The following is a 22,383-nucleotide window of genomic DNA, read 5'->3' on the forward strand; positions in this document are numbered from 1 at the left end:
GCTGGGCGTTTCTCACCCAAGCAGCACTTTTCTGCGGGTCTCGCCGCCCGCCTTGCGCCATGCCTTGAAGCGGTGGGTGGCGGCGGCAAAGGATATGTGCATGGCCTGGGCCACCGAATAGCGGCTCTTGCCCTCGTCGAACATGCGATAGCAGCATTCGACGCCTTCCTCCGTCAGCTTGCCGTCGCTGGTCTTGTTGTGCGGATTGGCCGGGTCGAATTTCCGTGTCGGTGGCTGGAGCATGGCTTTCAGCCGGTCGAGATCCGCTTGGATACTGGCGATCAGGTCAAGAACGGGTTTGGGGTCCAGGGATTGCTTTGCGGCCGGCATGGGGAGTTTCCTTTTCGGGGGAAGGTTCCTCATATAGGCAAACCTAAGCCTATAATAAGGGCGGGCCGGCGAATTTTTATCTCCACGATTTTGTCCATTGATCGGGCCTGAGCATGATCTTATTTAGAATAGTTCTAAACTAGGAGCTTTCTCATGCTGTCCCGCGTCTTCGGCTTTGGCCGCCGTTCCTTCCAATCGCTTTCGGAGCAGGAAATCCTCGCCCTCGCGATCTCGTCGGAAGAGGACGATGCAAGAATCTATCGCGCCTATGCCGATGGTCTGGCCGAGCAGTTCCCGGCATCCGCGAAGGTTTTCGAGGAGATGGCGCAGGAGGAAGATGGCCACCGCGCGGCGCTGATCGAGCTTCACCGCGAGCGCTTCGGCGAGCGCATTCCGCTGATCAGGCGCGAGCATGTGCGCGACTATTACGACCGCAAGCCGGATTGGCTGGTGCGTCCGCTCGGCATCGACAAGGTGCGCGGACAGGCCGAGCAAATGGAGGCGCAGGCCTATCGCTTTTATGTCGAGGCAGCCAAGCGCACCAGCGATGCCTCGACCCGCAAGTTGCTGGGCGACCTGGCTGCAGCCGAAAAATCGCATGAAACGCTGGCGCAGCGCCTTGGCCTGAAACATGTCCCGCAAGACGTGCAATCGAGCGAAGCGGCCACCGAACGGCGGCAGTTCATATTGACCATGGTGCAACCGGGGCTGGCCGGGCTGATGGATGGCTCAGTGTCCACCTTGGCGCCGATCTTTGCGGCAGCCTTTGCCACGCAGGACACTTGGCAGACATTCCTGGTCGGCCTGTCCGCCTCGGTCGGCGCGGGCATCTCGATGGGCTTCACCGAGGCGGCGCATGACGACGGCAAGCTTTCCGGGCGCGGTTCGCCGATCATCAGGGGCCTGGCGTCAGGTATAATGACCACGATCGGCGGCCTGGGTCATGCGCTGCCCTATCTGATTGCCGACTTCTGGACAGCGACCACCATCGCCGTTGCCGTCGTCTTCGTCGAGTTGTGGGCGATCGTCTTTATCCAGAACCGCTATATGGAGACGCCGTGGCTGCGCGCCTCCCTGCAGGTGGTGCTTGGAGGCGCGCTGGTGCTGGCGGCAGGCGTCCTGATCGGCAATGCCTAGGACCAATCGACATTCAGGATTTGAGGCGTGGTATGAGCAAAATCGTTCAGGTCTAGACCATGATGCCGAAAAGTGTGAAGCAGTTTTCGGACGACATCATGGTCTATCTAGTTGATTTTGCCGCATGTATGCGACGCCAAGTGATTCCAGCTTGGCTGCAACATGCTCTAGGAGCGGAGCCGATGGCGCAGTTGGCCTGCGTCGAGGCTTCGCGACGCGGAAATGGACGATTTTGGCCATATCCCTTCGGGACGCGGCGGATTTCGCGCTCAAGTTCGTTGAAAAGCCCTTGTGGTGGTCGACACCACGGCGGTCTTTTCGCCTGCTTGAGCACGAAATCCGGCTCGCGCCACGCCCGAAACCTGAATGTCGATTGGTCCTAGGGCGCCGGCAATCAAATGACGGCTTGTCAAGCGGCCTGGCGGTTGACCCTGCTTTCGGCCATTTCGGTCAGCTTCCTGTCGGTCGCTTCCTCTTCCTTGAGGTTCTTGGCAAGAATGGAGGCGCAATCGCTGCGGCCAAGCTGTTTGGCCCAGGCCATGAGCGTGCCGTAGCGAGTCATTTCGTAGTGCTCGACGGCCTGCGCCGATGCGATGAGGGCGGCGTCCAGCACCTGCTTGTCATCAATGTCGCTGCTGACCTCGTCCGCCTCCTCCAGGATGCCGTCTATGGCTGGGCAGTTGACCGCCTTGGCCCTGACGCCGTGCATCTCGAACACTTCCTCCAGCCGCGCAATATGGCCCTCGGTTTCCTTGAGGTGCTTCTCAAAGCCGGCCTTGAGGGTGGGGTCGCTCGCCTTGTCGATCATTTTCGGCAGCGCCTTCTCGATCTGCTTTTCGGCGTAGTAGATGTCGCGCAGCGTATGCACGAAGAGATCGTCAAGCGTTTTGATGTCCTTCGAAAAAAAGCCCATGTCATGGCTCCTTCCTATCATCGAAGTGGGTGAAATCGGAGCAGCCTTGGTTGGAGCCCGCTCCATCAGGGCACAGCCCGGTTCTTCTTCCGAACGTCTCGCCTCGGGGCCGGTTCCGTCAAATCAGGCCCGGCAACGGAAAAGTCCGCGCCCGACACTGAAGTGTTTGTTGCGGAGAAGACACAGCGTCTACACGAAGCGACGGCCGCCGAGGAAAGGCCGCGAATCAACCGCTTTTCGGCCATGATCCAGCGGGTTTCGGCCCGAAGATTAACACTCCGTTCACGGACTATTCACGACGGGACGCTAGCATCATCCCCATATTTCGGAAGGGACATCCGAAGCGACAGGGACGAAGACAATGACAACCTCAATCTGGACCCACATCGCCAGCTACGCGACCGCAATTCGTGAATTCGTGGCTCCGACCTACCGGCCGGAGCGCTACTATATGCGCGGCCCCGGCCCGGCCTATGCGCGCCGTCAGGGCAGGCCGCTCGAAAGACCCGCCAGCTTTCGCTGATCGACCGGAGGGTCCTGGCTCCACGATATGCAAAAGCGTCGCTGAGAGGCCAGGACACTCCAAATCTACTTCGCGGGAGCGTGACGCCCCCGCCCGTCGCAGGCCGACAGTTCGACATCTGAACCGGGCAACAGCCCAAGTTCGAGACATTTGCCGCCCGCACAAAGCGACCAGCCGCCCGCCGTGGCACCCGAGGAGGCAAGCGTCAGTTTCGCTTGCGCAGGCAGTTTCGGAGCATAGACCCACCAGCCGTCTTTCAGCACGGCGTCCGCCGGCGGTTCCATGCCGGCGCCGGAGCCCTGGATGCGGGCTTCCACGATCTGCAGGCCGGCGGGCGTGACACGCCAGTCCTCCTCCCAACGGGTTTTTTCCACCGAATGGGTCCATGCCAAGGTGAAGGCAGTGACTGCCAGGACGCTCAGCTTGCCTCCAGCAAGCAGGCACAGGCTCATCGCACCGCCGTGGCGTGTCGAGCGCGATGCATGCGCCACCAATGCTGTCCGATCACGAGAGCAGCAAGCAGATAGCCCGCCTCGTCGGTGAGGGGGAGAGCGGCGATCAGCAACACGCCGGCAAGGAAGGCGGCAAGCCGCTCCCATATCGCCAGTGGCCCGATGAGGAAGCCGACCGCGGCCGCACCCCAGAGCGCGATGCCGAGACAGGCCTTGAAGACGATATAGGTGACCTCGACCGGATAGCCGTAGCTTGCAGCGATGTGACCGGCATCCTGCAGCATCAGCGCCGGGGTGTAGACCGCCATGAAGGGCACAACAAAGCCGGCCACGGCAAGCTTGGACGCCTGCACGGCTATCTTCATGCCCGACTCGCGCGCCATCGGCGCGGCAGCGAAGGCTGCGAGCGCCACCGGCGGTGTCAGGTCGGCCATGATGCCGAAATAGAAGACGAACATATGGCTGACCAGCAGCGGCACGCCGAGTTCCAGCAAGGCGGGGCCCGCCAGCGAGGACGTGATGATGTAGTTGGGGATGGTTGGGATGCCCATCCCCAGGACCAGGCAGGTGATCATGGTCAGGATGAGCGACACGAACAGATTGTCCTGGCCGATGGCGATGATGGCGCCGATGAAGGTCGAGGCGATGCCGGTCAACGTCAGCGTACCGATGACGATGCCGACGATGGCGCAGGCAATGCCGACCTGCAGCGCGTTCTTGGCGCCATAGGCAAGCGACTCGATGCAGATCACCAGTGTTTCGCGCCCACCCTTGAACAGCAGGCAAGCCAGCACCAGCCCGGCCATGACCAGCGCCAATATATTGACGCCGAATTTCATGAAGGCTGCGGCAGCAAGGCCGAGCGCGATCCAGAACATGACGCGGAACGCGAACGGGCCGATAAGGGCCGCGAGCGGCGTGCCGAGGATGAGCACTATGGTCAGCGCCAGCCCCATGGTTCCGGCAAAGATCGGCGTATAGCCGGCAAAAAGCAGATAGACGAGTGCGGCCAGCGGCAGGATCAGCGCCCAATGCTCTTTCACCGCTTCCCAGGGGTTCGGCAGTGCGGCCTTGTCCATGCCGCTCAGCCTGGCCTTGCCCGCCTCCAGATAGACCTGCCAGAAGCAGGCACCGAAATAGAGCATTGCCGGGATGATCGCCGCCTTGACCACCGCGGCATAAGGTACGTTCAGCGTCTCGGCCATGATGAAGGCGACAGCTCCCATCACCGGCGGCATAATCTGCCCGCCCATGGAAGAGGTCGCCTCCACGCCCCCGGCAAAGGCCGGGCGGAAGCCGAAGCGCTTCATCAGCGGAATGGTGAACTGGCCGCTTGCCACCACATTGGCGACGCCCGAGCCGGAGATGGTGCCCATCAGCGCCGATGACAGGACGCAGACCTGCGCCGGCCCGCCGCGCCATGAACCGACGAGGCCGAGCGCGACATCGTTGAACAGCGCGATCATACCCGCCCTTTCGAGGAAGGCGGCAAAGACCACGAAGATGAAGATATAGGCAGCCGAGACATAGACGGGAGTGCCGTAGATGCCCTCTGTGCCGAAAGCGAAATTCTCGATGATCTGCGCAAAATCATAGCCGCGATGGATGAAGGGGGCCGGCAGGTAGTGCCCGAGGAAGCAGTAGGCGAGGAAAATGCCGGCGATGATGGCGAGCGGCAGGCCCATGAGGCGCCGCGCGCCTTCGAAGACCAGGACGATCAACATCACGCCGACGACGAGATCCATATGGGTCAGGAAACCGCTGCGCTGGATCAGCGGCACATATTCGATCCAGTTATAGATGCCCGTCGCCATGCCAAGCCCGCCGAGCAGCCAGAACCAGGCCTTGCCGATGGTCGAGCGCGCGGTGAGATTGCCGATCAGCACGAAGCCGAGCAGCAGAAGGAAGCCGACATGCATGGCGCGCACCACCTGGCTGGGTAGTGTGCCATAGGCGGCGGTGTAGAGCTGGAACGCGGAAAACGCGACCGCGATCCAGAAGGCGACCCGTCCGGCAAGGCCCTCACCCCAGCCGGGCGGCAGGCCCTCCGTCGCCTCTTCGGGTTCGGAGGATAGGAAGGTCTGCGTTTGCGGTTTAGGTTCGGTCATCGCCAGGCTTCCAGCAAACGAGGGAAATGGGTTCCAGCACAGTCAAAAATATACCGCTTCTCCCCGCTGACGGGGAGAAGGCACTGGTCTGACGAATGCGCGAGGTTGTGCGAATCCCCGCCAAAGCGGCTCCTAGCCTACTTCAGTAGGCCTTTTTCCTTGTAGTAGCGCTCGGCGCCAGGATGGAGGGGCACGGGCATGCCGTCGAGTGCCTTGGCCGGATCAATGGCCTTGGCGGCCGCATGGGCGGCGGTCAGCTTGTCGAGATTTTCGAACAGGAGCTTGGTCATCTGATAGGCGGTTTCTTCCGAAACGCCGTCATGGCTGATGAGGAAGTTGCCGACCGCAGCCGTTTCGACATCTTCCGTCTGCCCATCATAGGTGTTGGCGGGAATCACCACCGAAATATACGGTGCGCCGATTTTTTCGACATCGGCCTTGGGCACGGCAACGACATTGATCTTCAGCGAGGTCGACAGGTCGCGGATCGAGGCCACGCCGAGGCCGGCGGATTGCAGTGTCGCATCGAGCTGGCGGTTCTTGATCAGTTCGACCGATTCGGCGAAGGGAAGATATTCGACCTTGCCGAGATCTTCGTATTTCATGCCGGCCGCTTCGAAGATGGCGCGCGCATTGAGTTCGGTTCCCGATGCCGGGGCGCCGACCGAAAGGCTCTTGCCTTTCAGATCGGCCAGCGTCTTGATGCCTGACTCGGCGCTGGCGACGATCTGGATATAGTTCGGGTAGATGGCGGCGATGCCGCGTAATTTGTCGAGCTTGCCGGGATAGCCGGCTTCCTTATTGCCCTCCCAGGCAAGCTTCACCGAATCGCCCAGCGCAAATGCGATCTCGCCCTTGCCCTGCTGCAACAGATTGAGGTTCTCCACCGATGCCTTGGTTGCCTGCACCTGCGCGCGGGCGCCTTCGATGTCTTTGCCATAGATGTCCGACAGCGCCACGCCGAGCGGATAGTAAACGCCTGAGGTACCGCCGGTCAGCACATTGATGAATTCCTGCGCTTTGACAGGCATTGTCGCCAGGCCGAGCGAAAGCGCGACCGCGCCCGCGGCAATGAATTTTGATTTCAGGTCGAGCATCATTTGGTTTCCTCCCTGTTTGACGCCGCGCCACCTTCCCGACCCGACGTGAGCCGGGCGAGTTTAAACAGCGGGACGGAAATGCCAACCCGAATATTCGTCGTAGGGTTGTACTCCGCCGGGTTACAGGCCCAGACCGTCAAAGAGGACGGTCGAGAGATAGCGCTCGGCGAAGGAGGGAATGATGACGACGAGGTTCTTGCCTGCATTTTCCGGGCGCGAGCCGACGACAGCTGCTGCCTGCAGGGCCGCACCCGACGAGATGCCGACCGGCACGCCCTCCAGCCGCGCGACCAGGCGGGCATTGGCGATCGCATCCTCATTTGAGACCTGGACGATCTCGTCATAGATCGAGGTATCGAGAACCTTGGGCGCAAAGCCGGCGCCGATGCCCTGGATCTTATGGGGGCCAGGATTGCCGCCTGACAGGACCGGCGAGGCCTCCGGCTCGACGGCGATCATGCGCACGTCCGGCTTACGTTCCTTCAATACCTGGCCGATGCCGGTGATGGTGCCGCCGGTGCCGATGCCGGAAACGACGATATCGACCTCACCCCTGGTGTCGTTCCAGATCTCCTCGGCGGTCGTCCGGCGGTGGATTTCAGGATTGGCGGGATTTTCGAACTGCTGCGGAATGACGGAACCGGGAATGCTTCGGCTTAGCTCTTCGGCCTTGGCGATAGCACCCTTCATGCCTTTGGAACCGTCGGTCAGCACCAGCTCGGCACCGAGCAGGAGCAGCATCTTGCGGCGCTCAGCCGACATGGTTTCGGGCATGGTCAGGATCAGCTTGTAGCCCTTGGCCGCGGCCGCGAAGGCAAGGGCAATGCCGGTATTGCCCGAGGTCGGCTCGATTAACGTCGATTTACCGGGGGAAATGGTTCCGTCCGCCTCCAGCGCCTCGATCATCGCCACGCCGATGCGGTCTTTGACCGACGCGATCGGATTGAAGAATTCAAGCTTGGCCATCAAATTGGCGACGATCCCTTTTTCAGCCGCGAATTTGTCGAGCCGCACCAGTGGCGTGTCGCCAATCGTCTCTGTGATCGAATTGAAGATACGGCCCCTCCCGGGCGCGTGGGTGCTGGCAATGGGTTTGTTCACTTGTATTGCTCCCAGATTGCGGCGCCCGCAAAAGGCGGCGTTAAAGAAACCGAGCGGATAAGGCCGGCCGAAGCCCTTCGAGACATGAATTCCGCTGGTCAGTAGATAATCGGAGCAGGCCTGCGCTTCAACCGGCCGCGGACGCGCTTGCGTGCATCGTTTCGATGCTATCGCGAATAAATCACAAGCTCGTGCGATGATTTTTCCCGGGCTCGGCACTATCCTTGGCAGAGCTGCTCTGAAATTGCCGGACATCCACGATGCTGCGCAATGGCAACGAGACCTTCGGATTGGTGACGATCCTGTTCCACTGGATCATTGCCTTGCTGTTTATCGGCCAACTGGTGCTGGGTGTGACGACCCAATGGGTGCACAGCATGGCGCTGCAGTTCGTGCTGATCCAGTGGCACAAATCCTTCGGTTTCCTGCTGCTAGGCCTGTCGATCCTGCGGCTGGCATGGGCCGGAACGCAAACGCGCCCGCGGGCGGTGGCGACGCTGGGCAAAGTCGAGCGCTTTGCGGCCTGGGTGGTGCAGTCGCTGCTCTATCTCTTGCTGCTTGCCCTGCCCATGGCCGGCTGGGCGCTGGTTTCCAGTTCGACACTCGATGTGCCGAGCTTCGCCTTCAATCTGGTGATTATTCCCGATCTGCCGCTTGTCCGATCGGAAGCCGGCGAGAACTTTTGGCGCGGGGCCCATCTCTGGCTCGCTTATGGCACGGCCGCTCTGGTCGCCGGGCATATGGGCGCAGCCCTTCGCCACCATTTCTGGGTCGGCGACAATGTCCTCAAACGCATGCTGCGTCCAAGCAGGGAACTGGACGAACCCTGGAGGTGAGAAAATGTCTTGCCATATTATGAAGTGGTTACGGATCGCTTGCCTGATACCGGCTTTGACCTTGGTCGCCAGTGCCCATGCCGATGCGCTGTCGGAAGCGGCGGGTAACTACCGCATCGAGCCGTCCTCGCGCATCGCCTTTCATGTCGGTCAGATCGCGGGCGGCGGGATCGATGGCAATTTTGCGCAGTTTCACGGTACTTTCAGCATTGACGGTGGTGATGTCGGGCGTTCGAAAGTCGACATCACACTCCTTCCGGCAAGCGTCAGGGCCCGGGAAAAGCGCGTCGAAAACTTCCTGCGCTCGGATGCGGTGTTCGATGTGGAGAATTTCCCCGAAATTACCTTCCGTTCAACGAGCGTCACGCGCACGGGCGAATCCAGCGCGCTGATAGATGGAGTGCTGACCGCGCGCGGCAAGACGCGCAAGGCACAGTTTCAGGCCAGCGTGAGCGATCGCAGCCGTCGCCGGATTGTCTTCCACGTACAAGGCAAGGTGCTGCGTTCGCCCTATGGCATGGATGTCGGCACGCCGATCTACTCAAATGTGGTCGAATTCGACATGGTGCTGCAGGGCCTGCGTGGGTAACCCCCGGGCGGCGGACCGGTTGGTAATATTCAACCGTCGGCCTGTTGGAAGCCCGTGTCGAGGCGCTTCTCCAATTCGACGAGATCGGCCGGCAACGGCATTCCCATCGCGCGCAGTTCGTTCAATTGTTCGCGAATGCGCTCATGCACCTCATGGACGTCTTCCGGCTGCTCGATCATCTGCTCGATGAGCAAGCTGATCCGCGCCTTGATTTCCTCAAGCGCCATGGGCCTCTCCTTGCGGTGTCAAGCAGGCAGGTTACACCCGTTGGCCGCTGCGCGCTACGGCGCGGGCAGCAATCAGCGCAGCATCCGGGAGATGATCTGGGCGGTGTAGTCGACCATCGGCACGATGCGAGCATAATTGAGCCTGGTGGGGCCGATGACGCCGAGCGCGCCGACCACGCGGGCATCCTTGTCACGATAGGGCGCCACCACCAACGACGAGCCGGATAGCGAGAACAGCCGGTTTTCCGAGCCGATGAAGATACGCACGCCCGAGCCCGCTTCGGCCAGGTCCAGAAGCTGGACCATGCCTTCCTGCGTTTCGAGATCGTCGAACAGATGGCGCAGCAATTCGATGTCGGCTTGTGCGGTGACGTTTTCCAGCAGATTGGCGCGGCCGCGCACGATCAGGCGCGAGGGCAGCCCGTCTTCCGCACCGGCCCAGACGGCAAGCCCCCGCTCGACCAGATCCTGCGACAGTGTATCGAGCGCTGCCCTCGTTTCCTGCCTGAGCCGGGCGATCTCGCTCTTTGCCTCGGCAAGGGTCCGCCCGCCTATATGGGCATTCAGGTAGTTCGAGGCTTCGTGCATCTGCGAGCTTGTTACGCCCGGCGGCAACTCGACCACGCGGTTTTCCACATCGCCATTTTGCGACACCAGTACGGCAAGTGCCCGCTGAGGCTCGAGCTGGATGAATTCGATGTGCTTGAGCGGTACCTCGTTCTTCGCCGCGAGGACCACTCCGGCACCTCGCGACATGCCCGACAGCATCTGGCTGGCCTCGGTCAGCATCTGTTCCAGCGTACCGCCCTTGCCGGAGGCCTTGACCTGCGTCTCGATATTGCGGCGCTCTTCGTCGGTCAGGTCGCCCAGTTCCATGAAACTGTCGACGAAGAAACGCAGGCCCTTCTGGGTCGGCAGGCGGCCGGCCGAGATGTGCGGTGCGTAGACGAGTCCCAGATGCTCCAGGTCGCTCATGACATTGCGCACGGTCGCCGGCGACAGCGAGGAAGGCAGCATGCGCGCAAGGTTACGCGAGCCGACCGGTTCGCCGTCCAGCAGATAGGAATCGACGATGCGGCGGAAAATGTCGCGCGAACGCGCATCGAGCGATTGCAATGCCTGGTCCAGTGCCGGTTGCGTCATGGTTTTACCAAACCTCCGGCAGAATCATATAAACTGGCGCTGCGGGAACACAACCGTCTGCCCTGTCGGGTTTTGCTTTGCCCCCGCCGTCTCATGAGCTACAAGCGCGGGATTCCCGTAAAGCTAACAGAAAGAACCTTCATGCGCCCTTCCAAACGCCAATTCGACGAAATGCGTGCGATCTCCTTCGAGCGCAACGTCTCCAAGCATGCGGAAGGCTCCTGCCTGGTCAAATTCGGCGACACCCATGTGCTGTGCACGGCAAGCCTGGAAGAGCGGGTGCCAGGATGGATGCGCAATAGCGGCAAGGGCTGGGTGACGGCCGAATACGGCATGTTGCCGCGTTCCACCGGCGACCGTATGCGTCGCGAGGCCTCTGCCGGCAAGCAGGGTGGTCGCACCCTGGAAATCCAGCGCCTGATCGGCCGCTCGTTGCGTGCTGTCGTCGATCTGCAGGCGCTGGGCGAAATGCAGATCACCGTGGATTGCGACGTGCTGCAAGCCGATGGCGGCACCCGCACCGCTTCCATCACGGGCGGCTGGGTCGCGCTTCACGATTGCCTGCGCTGGATGGAAGCGCGCCAGATGGTCAGCGTCTCGAAAGTGCTGAAGGATCATGTCGCTGCGATTTCCTGCGGCATCCATGACGGTCAGCCGGTGCTCGATCTCGACTATCTGGAAGATTCCAGCGCCGGTACCGACGCCAATTTCGTCATGACCGGCAAGGGCGGCATCGTCGAGATTCAGGGTACTGCCGAGGGCGTACCATTCTCGGAAGAAGAGTTTGCAGCCCTGATGGCGCTCGCCAAGAAGGGCATTTCGCGTCTGGTCGATCTGCAGCAGATGGCGGTTGCCTGAGGCAAGAGCGCCGATGACCCCCTCCGCCATTCTTGAAACTGCGCTTTATGTGACCGATCTCGCTGCGGCGGAAGCCTTTTACAGCGATGTGATGGGCCTTGAGCGCATTGCCAGGGTGGAGGGCCGCCACGTCTTCTTCCGTTGCGGGCAGGGTGTGCTGCTGCTCTTCAATGCCGAGGCTACCAAGGTGCCTCCGCCGGCGGATGCAAGGCTGCCTGTGCCTCCGCATGGCACGGCGGGGCAGGGCCATCTCTGCTTTGCCGCAAGTGCCGAAGAGATTGAGCGATGGAAGGCAAGGCTGCAAGCCAAAGGCGTCATCATCGAGGCGGATTTCAAATGGCCGCAGGGCGGGCGCTCGATCTATTTCCGCGATCCATCTGGCAATTCGCTGGAATTTGCCGAACCACGCATCTGGGGACTTGAATGAGGCCGCTTGAAGACAGGAAGATCGTCGTTGCCAGCCATAATGACGGCAAATTGCGGGAGTTTGCCGGCCTGATGGCGCCTTTCGGCTTCGAGGCAAAATCGGCCCGGCAATTCGGCCTGCCGGAGCCCGACGAGACCGGTACGACGTTCGAGCAGAACGCCTATATCAAGGCACATGCGGCCGCCAGCGCCACCGGGCTGCCGGCACTGTCGGACGATTCCGGGCTGTGCATCGACGCGCTTGACGGGCAACCGGGCGTCTACACCGCCAACTGGGCCGAACTGCCGGACGGCAGCCGTGATTTCGGCATGGCCATGCAGCGTGCCGAAGTGGCAATGCAGGAAGTCGGCGCGGCGTCGCCCGAAAGCCGCACTGGACGCTTCGTTGCCGTCATCTGCCTTGCCTGGCCGGACGGCCACGCCGAATATTTCCGGGGCGAGGCGGAAGGACATCTGGTCTGGCCGCCGCGTGGCGAAAAAGGTTTCGGCTACGATCCGGTTTTCGTGCCGGAGGGCTACGACAAGACTTTCGGCGAGATGGAAGCGCAGGAAAAGCATGGCTGGAAGCCGGGACAGGCGAATGCGCTTTCCCATCGTGCCCGCGCCTTCCAGAAATTTGCCCGCGCCAAACTTGGCTCGGCTTAAGGAGAAATGGTGTCAGAGCGCGATCCGGGCTTCGGCGTCTATATTCATTGGCCGTTCTGCGCGGCCAAATGCCCTTACTGCGACTTCAACAGCCATGTCCGCCACCAGCCGGTCGATCAGGAGCGCTTCGCCCGCGCCTTTGAGACGGAACTTGCGACGATGAGTGCGCGCACCGGCCCCCGCCAAGTGACCAGCATTTTTCTCGGCGGAGGCACGCCGTCGTTGATGAAGCCGCAAACGGTTGCAACCGTATTGGAAGCGGTGGCGCGGAACTGGACGGTTCCAGACGGCATCGAAATCACGCTGGAGGCTAACCCGTCCTCCGTCGAGGCCGAACGCTTTCGTGGCTATCGCGCCGCCGGCGTCAACCGCGTGTCGCTCGGCGTGCAGGCGCTGAACGATGCGGATCTGCGCTTTCTCGGCCGGCTGCACAATGTCGCCGAGGCGCTGCATGCCATCGGTCTGGCACGCGAAATCTTCCCGCGCCTGTCCTTCGACCTGATCTACGCACGGCCGAACCAGAAACCGGAAGCCTGGGCGTCCGAACTTGAGCAGGCGATCGGCCATGCCGCGGACCACCTGTCGCTTTACCAGTTGACCATCGAGGAAGGTACGCGCTTCCATGCGCTGCATCAGGCTCACAAATTCGAAATCCCCGATGCCGACCACGCAGCCGAGCTTTACGCGATCACCCAGGAAGTGACTGCAAGTCGCGGTCTGCCGGCCTATGAGATTTCCAACCACGCCAGACCGGGTGCCGAAAGCCGCCACAACCTGACCTATTGGCGCTATGGCGAATATGTCGGCATCGGCCCCGGCGCTCATGGCCGCTTCGTCGAGGGCGGCCGTCGAGTGGTAACGATAACCGAGAAGATGCCCGAAACCTGGGCGAATCTCGTTGAGGCGAGGGGGCATGGCGTCACCGGCGGCGAAGTGCTGACCCGTTCGGAGGAAGCTGACGAATTTCTGCTGATGGGGTTGAGGCTGGCCGAGGGCATCGACCTTGTTCGCTATGAGGCCCTGTCGGGCCGGCCGCTGTCGTCGCCGCGCATATCCGTGCTCCAGGAGGAGGGGCTGGTCGCGTCAATCGGCAATTCGCGCCTGCGCGCCACGGCGTCGGGCATGATCGTGCTTGATGCGGTCGTCGCCGATCTGGCACGTTAGCCTAGCGATTGCGAAAAACGACGGCACTCCTCATTATGCCGGACATCTTGCGGAGGAGTATGTCATGAATTCTGCCTTTGCTTCCTAGCAGTTATGGGCGGTGCTTTCGGCTTCCTTCGCCGCGATGACGGCAATTTTCGCCAAGGTCGGTGTCGAAAATGTCAATGCGGATTTCGCCACGCTGATCCGCACCCTGGTTATTGTCGCTGTGCTGGCGGCGATCGTCGCCGCGACCGGGCAGGCCCAGAACCTTACCGAAATCTCGGGAAAGACTTACGGCTTCCTCGCCTTGTCGGGTCTTGCGACTGGTGCGTCGTGGCTCTGCTATTTCCGCGCGCTGAAACTCGGCAACGCCGCGCAGGTCGCGCCGATCGACAAGCTGAGCGTGGTACTGGTTGCGATCTTCGGCGTCGTCTTTCTGGGCGAGCGGCTGAGCGGCTTAAACTGGCTCGGTATCGCCCTGATTGCCGTCGGTGCGGTTTTGGTCGCCTATAAGGTTTAGCTGCCCTTTTGCCATGCGCCTGCCACCGTGCCAAAGAGGAATCCATCAGGAGGCTGGCGGTGCATAAGGACGGTGACAACAGAAGTTTCATGGTGGCGCAGGCGGAAATCATCGCCCGCCCATTGGAGGCCGCGCTTTATCTCGTCGCCACCCCGATCGGCAATCTCGGCGACATCACGCTGCGCGCGCTGGAAACGCTGGCCGGCGCCGATATTCTTGCCTGCGAGGACACTCGCGTCAGCCGTGTGCTGTTGGAGCGTTACGGCATCCGTCAGCGTCCGGTGCCCTATCATGAGCACAATGCCGCAGAGGCCGGCCCGCGCCTGATCGAGGCGCTTGAAGCCGGCCGCAGCGTGGCGCTGATCTCGGATGCCGGCACGCCGCTGGTCTCCGATCCGGGCTATAGGCTGGTCGGCCAGGCGCTGGAGCGCGGTATCCGCGTGGTTCCGGTGCCGGGCGCGTCTGCGGTTCTGGCCGCGCTCACGGCTTCGGGCCTGCCCTCCGACGCATTTTTGTTTGCCGGCTTCCTGCCGGTCAAGGACGGTCAACGCCGAGCCCGTCTGGGGGAACTGCGGAGCGTGCCGGCAACGCTGATCTTTTTCGAGTCGCCTCGCCGGACCGCCGACACGCTGAAGGCGATGGCGGAGGTCTATGGTGACCGTAAGGCGGCAATCGCGCGTGAGTTGACGAAGGCCTATGAGGAAATGCGCGCCGGCAGCCTCACCGCTTTGGCGGCTCACTATGCCCAGGCGCCCACGCCGAAAGGAGAGATCGTCATCTGTGTCGGACCGCCAGAGGAAGAGGCCTTTGCAGATGCACAGGACGTCGACCGGCTGCTGCTCTCGCTGGCACAGGAAATGCCGGCCTCCAAGGCGGCGGCCGAGGCTGCGCGCATGACCGGCGGGCAAAAGCCTGCGCTCTATCGCCGGCTGCTCGAACTCAAGGATGATAAAGGTGGCTGATGCGCTCACACGGCGAAAGGCGAACCGGCGCGGTCACCGCGGCGAATTCCTGGCCGCGCTGACGCTGATGCTCAAGGGCTACCGCATCGTTGCCCGCCGCTACCGCACGAAGCTCGGTGAAATCGACCTGATCGCGCGGCGCGGCGATCTCGTTCTCATCGTCGAGGTCAAGGTGCGCCCTACCTTGCTGTCGGCAATGGAGGCCATTGCCTATCAATCCGAACGACGTATCGAAGCTGCGGCCGACCTGTGGCTCGCCCGCCAGCCGGACCATGGCAGGCTCTCTGTGCGATTCGACATGGTTGCGGTGCTGCCGCGCCGCTGGCCGGTGCATGTCGAGAATGCCTTTCAGGCGCGGAATTGACTTGGAGGAATTGCCGTAAGAAGCGGCGGGCGTGATGTTGCTATGGCAAACTGCAGGGCGGTGAAGAGTAAACGTGCCTTCGCCTGACAATGAGCAGGTTATGTGATGACGAGTTATTTCATCGGGATCGATGTGGGCACCGGCAGTGCCCGGGCAGGCATCTTCGGTATGTCTGGAAACATGGTGTCGTCGGCCAGGCGCGATATCGCGCTTTATCGGGATGGGCCTGGCATCGCCGAGCAAGCCAGCGATGATATCTGGAAGGCGGTTTGCGCCAGTGTTCGCGAGGCGGTTAATGCGGCCGGCCTTACCGGTGAAGATATTGGCGGCATCGGCTTCGATGCAACCTGTTCGCTGGTCGTAATTGGCCCGAACGGCGCGCCGATGGCCGTCGGCGCACATGGGAACGACAGCCGAAATATCATCGTCTGGATGGATCACCGCGCGACCGACCAGGCGCGCAGGATCAATGAAACGGGGCACAAGGTGCTGGGCTATGTCGGCGGCTCGATCTCCCCGGAGATGGAAACGCCGAAGCTGCTCTGGCTGAAGGAAAACCTGCCCGAGACCTACGCTTCCGCCTGGCAGTTCTTCGACCTCGCCGATTTTCTGACCTGGCGGGCCACGGCAAGTCTGGCGCGGTCGATATGCACGGTGACCTGTAAATGGACCTATCTCGCCCATGAACGGCGCTGGGATGACGGCTATTTCCGGCAGGTCGGCTTGGGCGATCTTGCCGAACAGGGGTTTGCCCGGATCGGAATCGAAATCGTCCCCGGAGGCAGTGCGCTCAGCCGCGGGCTGACGGCAGAGGCGGCAGCCGATCTTGCCCTGAACCCTTCCACTCCGGTTGGCGCCGGTCTGATCGACGCTCATGCAGGCGGCTTAGGTTCGGTAGGTGCGCGCGGTGGCAAGGGCTCGGTTACAACACGCATGGCCTATGTCTTCGGCACGTCCGCCTGCACCATGGCCAGCAGCGTGGAGCCGATCTTCATCCCCGGCGTATGGGGGCCGTACCACTCGGCGATGATACCGGGCCTGTGGTTGAGCGAAGGCGGGCAGTCGGGTGCTGGCGCTGCCATCGATCAGCTCATTTCGTTCCATCCTGCCGCCGCCGGGGAGGCTCTTGAGGTCGCCTCGTCCCAGGGGTTGTCTGTGCCAAACCTGCTTGCCGATATGGCTGCCGCATGCGTATCGACATACTCGGAAGCTGTGCATCTGGCCAAAGGGCTCGTGGTCGTGCCGGAATTTCTCGGCAATCGCTCGCCGCATGCCGACCCGCATGCGCGCGCGGTCATCTCAGGCCTCGGCATGGAGCGCGGCCTGGACAATCTGGTATCGCTTTACGTCGCCGGGGTCCTCGGACTGGGCTACGGGCTGCGCCAGGTCATAGCCGCGAGCCGGACGCAGGGAGCGACCATCGACGCCCTTGCCTTGAGCGGTGGCGCCGGCCAGCACCCGCTGGTGCGCCAGCTCCTCGCCGATTGCACCGGCCTGCCGCTATTGATCTCGCGTGAGCCCGAGCCGGTTTTGCTGGGAGCCGCAATGCTTGGGGCAACCGCGGCCAACGCCTTTGCCGATCTGGAAGCGGCCATGGAGGCGATGTCGTCCGTTGGCGAAAGTGTGGAGCCGGCTACCGGCAAAATTGCCAAGCTTCACGACCGGCGCTTTGCGGCGTTCGAGGCGTTGCAGAAATCAGCGGCGTCGGTCCGTCATATCTTGAACGGAGAGGCATGAGTTGTGGACAAGTGACGGAGCCGTCGCGATAAGGCGGCCATCCGATGCGCTGCTGGGCCGAGTCAGGCGGATGACAGTGCTTGGCTCGTCAGCTTCTTGCGCAGACTTTTCAGCTCTTCAAACCGCTTTGTGACGTCTGTCATCACCGCGACCATCCCCCGGATTTCGGCACCTGCGCCGACCAGGAGAGTGATGGTGAATTCGACTGAAATCCGGTGCCCATCCTTGTGTAGCCCTGGCACTGACAGAACATCGCCGGCGCCATACCGGCTGGTGCCGGAGCGCATGGTCTGACGGTATCCCTCCCAATGACGGGCGCGCAGCGGTTCCGGGATTATGATATCGAGCGATTTGCCGAGAGCCTCGTGCTCGGCAAATCCGAAAACACGCTCTGCCCCGGCATTCCAGAGCACTATCGTTCCTGTTTGATCGCTGACGACGATTGCGTTGGCTGCGCTGTCGAGGATGCCGGTAGCAATCTCTTCCCGCGTGAGCGGGGTCGTGCTGACATTTGCCGGGCGGGAAGATTCATCGGTCATGGCAATAGCGGGTTCTCTGAAATCTGGTGGCATATTCATGCATCCATCGGGCCGGAGGGCCAAGGAATTTTAAGTTCTGCTTTCGTCTACCTGTGAAATTTCCCAGAGGGCCGCACTGGGCTTGGCCGCCGTGCCGCTCGCCTCTCCGACCATGGCGAGTGATCCGGTTCGTTAGTTTTCCTATAGTTCGCCGGAGGTAATCTAAAGGACTTCCATGTTGACCTGAAGACAGGTTGATTTTCTAATCGCTACGAATAATCCAGTAGCGAGGAGAGACAATCATGTTGGATACGAGGAAGGTTAGGGGCGGAAATGGACTTGCGCCTATCGATGCAGAGATAGATACTATACTTGATGATGTTTTTAATATTACGAAGGAAGCGACGGAGTCTTTCTTTAATGCTTACAATGCCAACCCCGACAAGCGCGTGCTGGCATCGTGGCTCGAGACGCGGACCTGGCGCGAGATCGACTATGTCTTTCTGTTGAACGAACAGATCCGCCGTTACGGCCTGCGGTTCCAGCGCAACCACATCACCCTGCTGGCCAAGCAGTCCTTCCAGGAGGCCGAGCATTATGAAGAGCTCGGCAAGGCCGTCCTGTCCCTTGGCGGCATTGTCCCGATTACGGTGCCGAAGGCGGCTGTTTCGTGGAGCAACTGGCTCTGGGAGTGCATGGATCGCCACTATCTTGCGGCTATTGCCGCCTGGTATGTCTCGGAAACCTCTGCATCGGGCAGTTTCGAGCCCACCTTCAAGGGTGCGGAAGTGCAGGGCCACATGGATGTGGTGCGGATCTACAAGCAGATCGAAATTGACGAGAAATTCCACACCGGGCTGGGCCGTCAGGTTCTTTCGACCTACGCCGAGACGGATGAGGATCGCGATGAGATCCTTCGCGCGATGAAGGGTATGCGGGACATCGCCTGGAAGTCGTTTACGCCGGAGGTTGTCGCTGCAACGATGCGGGCGGCCTGACCGCAAAGGTGCAGAACCGAAAGCGTTGACTGGCCCGGTTCCTGGCGCGCCTTCCCTAGCAGGCGCGCCGGCAACCCAGAGTTGGCGCATTCCCCTATTCAGTAACCTCATCTGAACAGGACGAGTGCGCGAACCGGGCAGTCGTCAACTCCAGAATTTGGAAGGTGGCCTCATGAATCCTCGCCCGGACAATATTTTCCAGAGTTTCAGCGACCAGCTATCGCTCAAAGTCGAGGCCGTCGAAGTCGAGGCCGAAGGCGTGCTGTCGCTGGTGCTGACCGATGGCTTTGGCGGTGCTTTGCCGGCATGGGAGCCTGGCGCACATATCGATCTGATCCTTTCGCCTGACATGACGCGGCAATATTCGCTGTGTGGCGACCCTGCCGAGCGCGACCGCTGGCGGATCGGCGTTCTCCTGGCGCCCGATAGCCGGGGCGGCTCGCAATTCGTGCACACCAGACTCCACGCCGGAGACATCGTGCAGGTGGTCGGGCCGCGCAATAATTTTCGTCTGGTGGAGGCCGAGCATCATCTGTTTATCGCAGGCGGCATCGGCATAACGCCGATCCTGCCGATGATCCGCGAAGTCGCCGCCAAGGGAGGACGCTGGACCCTGCTCTATGGCGGCCGAACCGAGAATTCCATGGCTTTCGTCAAGGAAATTCAGGAACTGTCAGGCGGCGATGTCCATCTCGTGCCCCAGGACAAGTATGGCCTTCTCGATCTCAAGCGCTTTCTTGCCGCCCACAAGCCTGGCCAGGTCGTCTATTGCTGCGGTCCCAGCCCTTTGATCGATGCGGTGGAGGCGCTGTGCGCCGGGTGGCCTTCCGGTTCGCTGCATCAGGAGCGCTTTGCGCCACGTGCTCGCCAGGAGGTTGGCGAAGACGGCGAATTCGAGGTCGAGCTGGCCAGTTCTGGGCGTACACTCAGCGTTCCCGCCGGGAAGAGCCTGCTCAAGGTTCTCGAGGAGGCCGGCTGCAAGATTTCCAACTCTTGCAGGGCGGGCATCTGCGGCACCTGCCTGGTCAAGGTGCTCGATGGAGTTCCCGAACACAATGATGATCTTCTGGACGACGAGCAGCGCGAATCCGGCACAGTGATCCTGCCATGCGTGTCGAGATCGAAGACAAAGACCCTGATTCTTGATCTCTAGGCCGGTCGAGGACCTTCGTCAGACCTCAAGAGAAAACGGGATTTATCGAAAGGATGAAAAAATTCCGGGCCTCAAAAAGGCCGGATAACCGCAGGAATCCGCCATTTCCGATTATTCAAACTGGGAGGTAGAATAGATGAGGAAGCGTAGTTCAATACTCAGATCCGCAGTGATGTCGTGCGCGCTGATATTCGGTGCCGCGGCGCAGTCTCACGCCGACGATATCAATATCGGCGTCAACATGCCTTTGACCGGTGCGTTTGCTGCCTCGGGTGATTATGTCACCAATGGCGCCAAGATAGCGGTTGAGGAGATAAACGCCAAGGGTGGCGTGCTCGGCCGCAAGCTCAATCTCATCATCGAGGACAACAAGAGCAATCCGACCGAAGCGGCAGCCGTCACAGAAAAGCTGATTGTTCGCGATCAGGTGCCGGTCCTGCTGGGTGCCTGGGGCTCGAGCCTGACGCTCGCGACGATGCCGAAGCTCATGCAGTATCAGGTACCGATGGTCGTGGAGACCTCCGGTGCCAACAAGATCACCGAGAGCGGCAACCCGTATGTCTTCCGGATTGCGGCTACGCAACATATCGAAGCCAAGGGTTTTGAGGAAAAGCTTGGGCTCTTCAATATCAAGAAGGTCGATTTCCTGGTGATCAACAATGACTGGGGGCGCAGCACGGTCACCGAATTCACCAAGATGCTCGAGAACAAGTCGATCCAGGTCGGCTATGTCGAGATGATGGACCAGGCGACCCAGGATGTCAGTTCTCAGCTTTCAAAGCTCAAAGGGTCTGATTCCGATACGATCATTGTCACGACCGCCGTCGAGCAATTGACACTGGTCCTGAAACAGGCGCAGGCGCTCGGCATCGACAAGCAGATCATCACCACCGGCGGTTCCCAGAATCCGGATCAGTTGATTGAGCAAGCCGGGAGCGCTGCAGAAAACACCACGCATCTGGTCTTTTTCGCGCCATGGGAGCCGGACAGCACCGCATCGCCCGACAAGACCAAGGCTTTTATCGATGCATGGAAGGCCAAGGGCTATGACTTTGCCGGCCTGACCGAAAGCTTCCGCGGCTATGACGGCATGCAAGTCATAGCCGCGGCGATAGAGAAAGCTGGCGCGGTCGATCCAGCGGCCATCCAGAAAGCGCTCTGGGACACGAAGGTCGATGTGCTTAACGGCGCAGTGTCTTTCGCCAAGGTTGGGCAGGCTGGCGCCGAAAGCGCACAAAGCACGCCCAACATCTATTTCGGCAAGATCGAGAACGGCAAGGTCCACGTTCTGAGATAGTCGTTCGACCGCCCTATGACGCCAGTGCGTTCTTCTCCTGCTTTCGTGCCAGCCCCACGATCCAGCGATGGAATTCACTGGCGCCGGTTTTGTCGAACACCGGCTTATTCCAGGCCAGAACATAAGGAAGAGGCAGTTTGAGGACGGGCTCGAAAGGAGCAATCAGTCGGCCGGTCCTCAATTCCTCGGTCACCATGGCTTTCTGGGCAAGCGCAATGCCGCGTCCCTCGATGGCGGCCTCGATTGCCAAGCTCGACAATGAAAGCATGAAGAAATCATGAATCTCGCAGCCATCCAGGCCGGCCAGATGGAACCAGTCCTGCCAGGTCGGCGCAGGCGAAAGGTAGGGTCGCCAGTCGATGGTGAGCAATCGATGTTTAAGCAGGTCCGACGGCTCCTCAAGGGGTTGGGACGCGGCAAGCTGCGGGCTGCACACGGGGAACAGCCCATCCGTAAAAAGCGGCATGAAGCTGTCGTATAAATGCGCCTTGTCAGCGTAGGTGATGCGGAAATCGAAGGGTTTTTCCTCGATGACCGGCTCGACCGCCGTGCCTTCCAGATGGAAGCAGACATTGGGATGGCCCTTCTGCCAGGTGAACATGTTGGCTGAAAGCCAGCGGCTGGCAAATAATGGCAGCGAACTGATGATCAGCGCGCCCGAGCGGTGGGTTTTGAGGATGTCGTCGCTTGCCTTGTGAAAATCGGCGAAGATTTTTGCCACCACCTGATGATAGGCGATCCCAACTTCGGTCAAGGCAAGGCCGTTTCCCTTGCGGGTTATGAGGTGAAGCCCTAGGGCTTCCTCGAGAATCTTGATCTGCTGACTTATGGCGCCAGGTGAGACTTTGAGTTCCTGGGCGGCCTTGGTCATGCTTCCGAAGCGCCCGACGACTGCGAAAACCTGCAGCGCGCGAAGGGGCGGCAGCTCAACCATCCTAACCTCTCGGTTTGCTTTTGCTGTGCAGTTTCGGCCCGGTGCACGTGAGGATCGTATCCGCTGCGGAAACAAAAGTGAAGGAACTTGGACGCGAGAGCACCCCGTTCAGGGCCGATCCGGGGCAGCACTTTCGACCTATAAGATCCGGCTGGGCCGGACTTCATCTCTTAACCGAGGCACAGGTCCCGACCGTAGGTTTTCTGAGTCGGTTCCGACATTTTTCGGCCAACAGCCAGTTGTCTGTCTGAGTTCGGCAGTGCGCCAGACCACCGATGGCTCTGCTCCAATGCCAATCATCACGAAAAAGGGTTGCGTTCTTGCCGCTCATATCTTATTATGGTTCTAATGATAATATGACCATAA

General features: G+C 60.9%; 25 protein-coding genes. 15 read left to right on the forward strand and 10 right to left on the reverse strand.

Annotated features, from left to right (window positions below):
* Nucleotides 1–12 precede the first annotated feature (12 nt).
* Complete coding sequence (locus tag EET67_RS16545) at nucleotides 13–330, reverse strand: hypothetical protein (protein ID WP_128627302.1); 318 nt, start codon at nucleotides 328–330, stop codon at nucleotides 13–15.
* A gap of 153 nt (nucleotides 331–483) precedes the next feature.
* Between EET67_RS16545 and mbfA the strand changes: the two genes are divergently transcribed.
* A complete protein-coding gene (mbfA, locus tag EET67_RS16550; protein ID WP_128627303.1) occupies nucleotides 484–1,467 on the forward strand; it encodes an iron exporter MbfA in 984 nt (327 codons plus the stop codon).
* A 409-nt stretch (nucleotides 1,468–1,876) separates the two neighbouring features.
* Here the strand turns inward: mbfA and EET67_RS16560 are convergent, their stop codons facing one another.
* A complete protein-coding gene (locus tag EET67_RS16560) occupies nucleotides 1,877–2,380 on the reverse strand; it encodes a YciE/YciF ferroxidase family protein (protein WP_128627305.1) in 504 nt (167 codons plus the stop codon).
* Nucleotides 2,381–2,741: 361 nt separating this feature from the next.
* Between EET67_RS16560 and EET67_RS25680 the strand changes: the two genes are divergently transcribed.
* Nucleotides 2,742–2,903 carry a hypothetical protein gene (locus EET67_RS25680; RefSeq protein ID WP_165899931.1) on the forward strand — a complete coding sequence of 54 codons (162 nt, stop codon included), beginning with the start codon at nucleotides 2,742–2,744 and terminating at the stop codon, nucleotides 2,901–2,903.
* A gap of 65 nt (nucleotides 2,904–2,968) precedes the next feature.
* Here the strand turns inward: EET67_RS25680 and EET67_RS16565 are convergent, their stop codons facing one another.
* The 4 genes from EET67_RS16565 to cysK form a co-directional block, all read right to left on the reverse strand.
* On the reverse strand, nucleotides 2,969–3,355 hold the full coding sequence (locus EET67_RS16565; protein WP_128627342.1) for a DUF1850 domain-containing protein: 387 nt from the start codon (nucleotides 3,353–3,355) through the stop codon (nucleotides 2,969–2,971).
* The gene (locus tag EET67_RS16570) at nucleotides 3,352–5,463 is read right to left on the reverse strand and encodes a TRAP transporter permease (RefSeq protein ID WP_128627306.1); all 2,112 of its coding nucleotides are present in this window, start codon (nucleotides 5,461–5,463) and stop codon (nucleotides 3,352–3,354) included. The genes EET67_RS16565 and EET67_RS16570 overlap by 4 nt, the downstream gene beginning before the upstream one ends.
* A gap of 137 nt (nucleotides 5,464–5,600) precedes the next feature.
* Nucleotides 5,601–6,560: a TAXI family TRAP transporter solute-binding subunit gene (locus EET67_RS16575; RefSeq protein WP_128627343.1), complete on the reverse strand. Its 960-nt coding sequence runs from the start codon at nucleotides 6,558–6,560 to the stop codon at nucleotides 5,601–5,603.
* A gap of 123 nt (nucleotides 6,561–6,683) precedes the next feature.
* A complete protein-coding gene (gene cysK, locus EET67_RS16580) occupies nucleotides 6,684–7,664 on the reverse strand; it encodes a cysteine synthase A (RefSeq protein WP_128627307.1) in 981 nt (326 codons plus the stop codon).
* Nucleotides 7,665–7,924: 260 nt separating this feature from the next.
* On the opposite strand from cysK, the gene EET67_RS16585 reads away from it, so the two are divergent.
* Together EET67_RS16585 and EET67_RS16590 are read left to right on the forward strand one after the other, a co-directional pair.
* Nucleotides 7,925–8,500 carry a cytochrome b gene (locus tag EET67_RS16585; protein WP_128627308.1) on the forward strand — a complete coding sequence of 192 codons (576 nt, stop codon included), beginning with the start codon at nucleotides 7,925–7,927 and terminating at the stop codon, nucleotides 8,498–8,500.
* Between the two features lie 4 nt (nucleotides 8,501–8,504).
* Nucleotides 8,505–9,089 carry a YceI family protein gene (locus tag EET67_RS16590; protein WP_245450961.1) on the forward strand — a complete coding sequence of 195 codons (585 nt, stop codon included), beginning with the start codon at nucleotides 8,505–8,507 and terminating at the stop codon, nucleotides 9,087–9,089.
* Between the two features lie 29 nt (nucleotides 9,090–9,118).
* Here the strand turns inward: EET67_RS16590 and EET67_RS16595 are convergent, their stop codons facing one another.
* The gene (locus EET67_RS16595; protein ID WP_128627309.1) at nucleotides 9,119–9,316 is read right to left on the reverse strand and encodes a hypothetical protein; all 198 of its coding nucleotides are present in this window, start codon (nucleotides 9,314–9,316) and stop codon (nucleotides 9,119–9,121) included.
* Nucleotides 9,317–9,388: 72 nt separating this feature from the next.
* Nucleotides 9,389–10,459 (reverse strand): heat-inducible transcriptional repressor HrcA, encoded by a 1,071-nt coding sequence (gene hrcA, locus EET67_RS16600; RefSeq protein WP_128627310.1) that lies wholly within the window; start codon nucleotides 10,457–10,459, stop codon nucleotides 9,389–9,391.
* 141 nt (nucleotides 10,460–10,600) lie between these two features.
* Between hrcA and rph the strand changes: the two genes are divergently transcribed.
* The 8 genes from rph (at nucleotide 10,601) to EET67_RS16640 (ending at nucleotide 17,117) form a co-directional block, all read left to right on the forward strand.
* Nucleotides 10,601–11,317 carry a ribonuclease PH gene (rph, locus tag EET67_RS16605; protein ID WP_128627311.1) on the forward strand — a complete coding sequence of 239 codons (717 nt, stop codon included), beginning with the start codon at nucleotides 10,601–10,603 and terminating at the stop codon, nucleotides 11,315–11,317.
* A gap of 13 nt (nucleotides 11,318–11,330) precedes the next feature.
* On the forward strand, nucleotides 11,331–11,744 hold the full coding sequence (locus EET67_RS16610; RefSeq protein ID WP_128627312.1) for a VOC family protein: 414 nt from the start codon (nucleotides 11,331–11,333) through the stop codon (nucleotides 11,742–11,744).
* A complete protein-coding gene (rdgB, locus tag EET67_RS16615; protein ID WP_128627313.1) occupies nucleotides 11,741–12,388 on the forward strand; it encodes an RdgB/HAM1 family non-canonical purine NTP pyrophosphatase in 648 nt (215 codons plus the stop codon). Before EET67_RS16610 ends, rdgB begins: the two co-directional genes overlap by 4 nt.
* 6 nt (nucleotides 12,389–12,394) lie before the next feature.
* Nucleotides 12,395–13,552, forward strand: coding sequence for a radical SAM family heme chaperone HemW (gene hemW, locus EET67_RS16620; protein ID WP_128627314.1), 1,158 nt, complete (start codon nucleotides 12,395–12,397; stop codon nucleotides 13,550–13,552).
* A gap of 100 nt (nucleotides 13,553–13,652) precedes the next feature.
* Nucleotides 13,653–14,054, forward strand: a complete 402-nt coding sequence (locus EET67_RS16625; protein ID WP_281011127.1) for an EamA family transporter — start codon at nucleotides 13,653–13,655, stop codon at nucleotides 14,052–14,054.
* A gap of 89 nt (nucleotides 14,055–14,143) precedes the next feature.
* Nucleotides 14,144–15,016 (forward strand): 16S rRNA (cytidine(1402)-2'-O)-methyltransferase, encoded by an 873-nt coding sequence (gene rsmI / locus EET67_RS16630; protein ID WP_128627345.1) that lies wholly within the window; start codon nucleotides 14,144–14,146, stop codon nucleotides 15,014–15,016.
* Nucleotides 15,000–15,380, forward strand: coding sequence for a YraN family protein (locus EET67_RS16635; protein WP_128627315.1), 381 nt, complete (start codon nucleotides 15,000–15,002; stop codon nucleotides 15,378–15,380). The genes rsmI and EET67_RS16635 overlap by 17 nt, the downstream gene beginning before the upstream one ends.
* Before the next feature lie 105 nt (nucleotides 15,381–15,485).
* Nucleotides 15,486–17,117 (forward strand): FGGY-family carbohydrate kinase, encoded by a 1,632-nt coding sequence (locus EET67_RS16640; protein WP_128627316.1) that lies wholly within the window; start codon nucleotides 15,486–15,488, stop codon nucleotides 17,115–17,117.
* Nucleotides 17,118–17,179: 62 nt separating this feature from the next.
* Here the strand turns inward: EET67_RS16640 and EET67_RS16645 are convergent, their stop codons facing one another.
* Nucleotides 17,180–17,656, reverse strand: coding sequence for a PAS domain-containing protein (locus EET67_RS16645; RefSeq protein ID WP_128627317.1), 477 nt, complete (start codon nucleotides 17,654–17,656; stop codon nucleotides 17,180–17,182).
* A gap of 281 nt (nucleotides 17,657–17,937) precedes the next feature.
* Here EET67_RS16645 and EET67_RS16650 point away from each other — a divergent pair, with 281 nt between their 5' ends.
* The 3 genes from EET67_RS16650 (at nucleotide 17,938) to EET67_RS16660 (ending at nucleotide 21,083) form a co-directional block, all read left to right on the forward strand.
* On the forward strand, nucleotides 17,938–18,633 hold the full coding sequence (locus tag EET67_RS16650; RefSeq protein WP_128627318.1) for a hypothetical protein: 696 nt from the start codon (nucleotides 17,938–17,940) through the stop codon (nucleotides 18,631–18,633).
* 172 nt (nucleotides 18,634–18,805) lie between these two features.
* Nucleotides 18,806–19,786 carry a PDR/VanB family oxidoreductase gene (locus EET67_RS16655; protein ID WP_128627319.1) on the forward strand — a complete coding sequence of 327 codons (981 nt, stop codon included), beginning with the start codon at nucleotides 18,806–18,808 and terminating at the stop codon, nucleotides 19,784–19,786.
* Between the two features lie 172 nt (nucleotides 19,787–19,958).
* Entirely contained in the window at nucleotides 19,959–21,083 is a 1,125-nt protein-coding gene (locus EET67_RS16660; protein ID WP_245450964.1) for an ABC transporter substrate-binding protein, read from the forward strand.
* A 13-nt stretch (nucleotides 21,084–21,096) separates the two neighbouring features.
* On the opposite strand, the gene EET67_RS16665 is transcribed toward EET67_RS16660, so the two are convergent.
* Nucleotides 21,097–22,092, reverse strand: coding sequence for a LysR substrate-binding domain-containing protein (locus EET67_RS16665; protein WP_128627321.1), 996 nt, complete (start codon nucleotides 22,090–22,092; stop codon nucleotides 21,097–21,099).
* Nucleotides 22,093–22,383 lie beyond the last annotated feature (291 nt).

The sequence above is a fragment of the Borborobacter arsenicus genome (assembly GCF_003934165.1).
Classification (GTDB): Bacteria; Pseudomonadota; Alphaproteobacteria; order Rhizobiales; family Rhizobiaceae; genus Pseudaminobacter; species Pseudaminobacter arsenicus.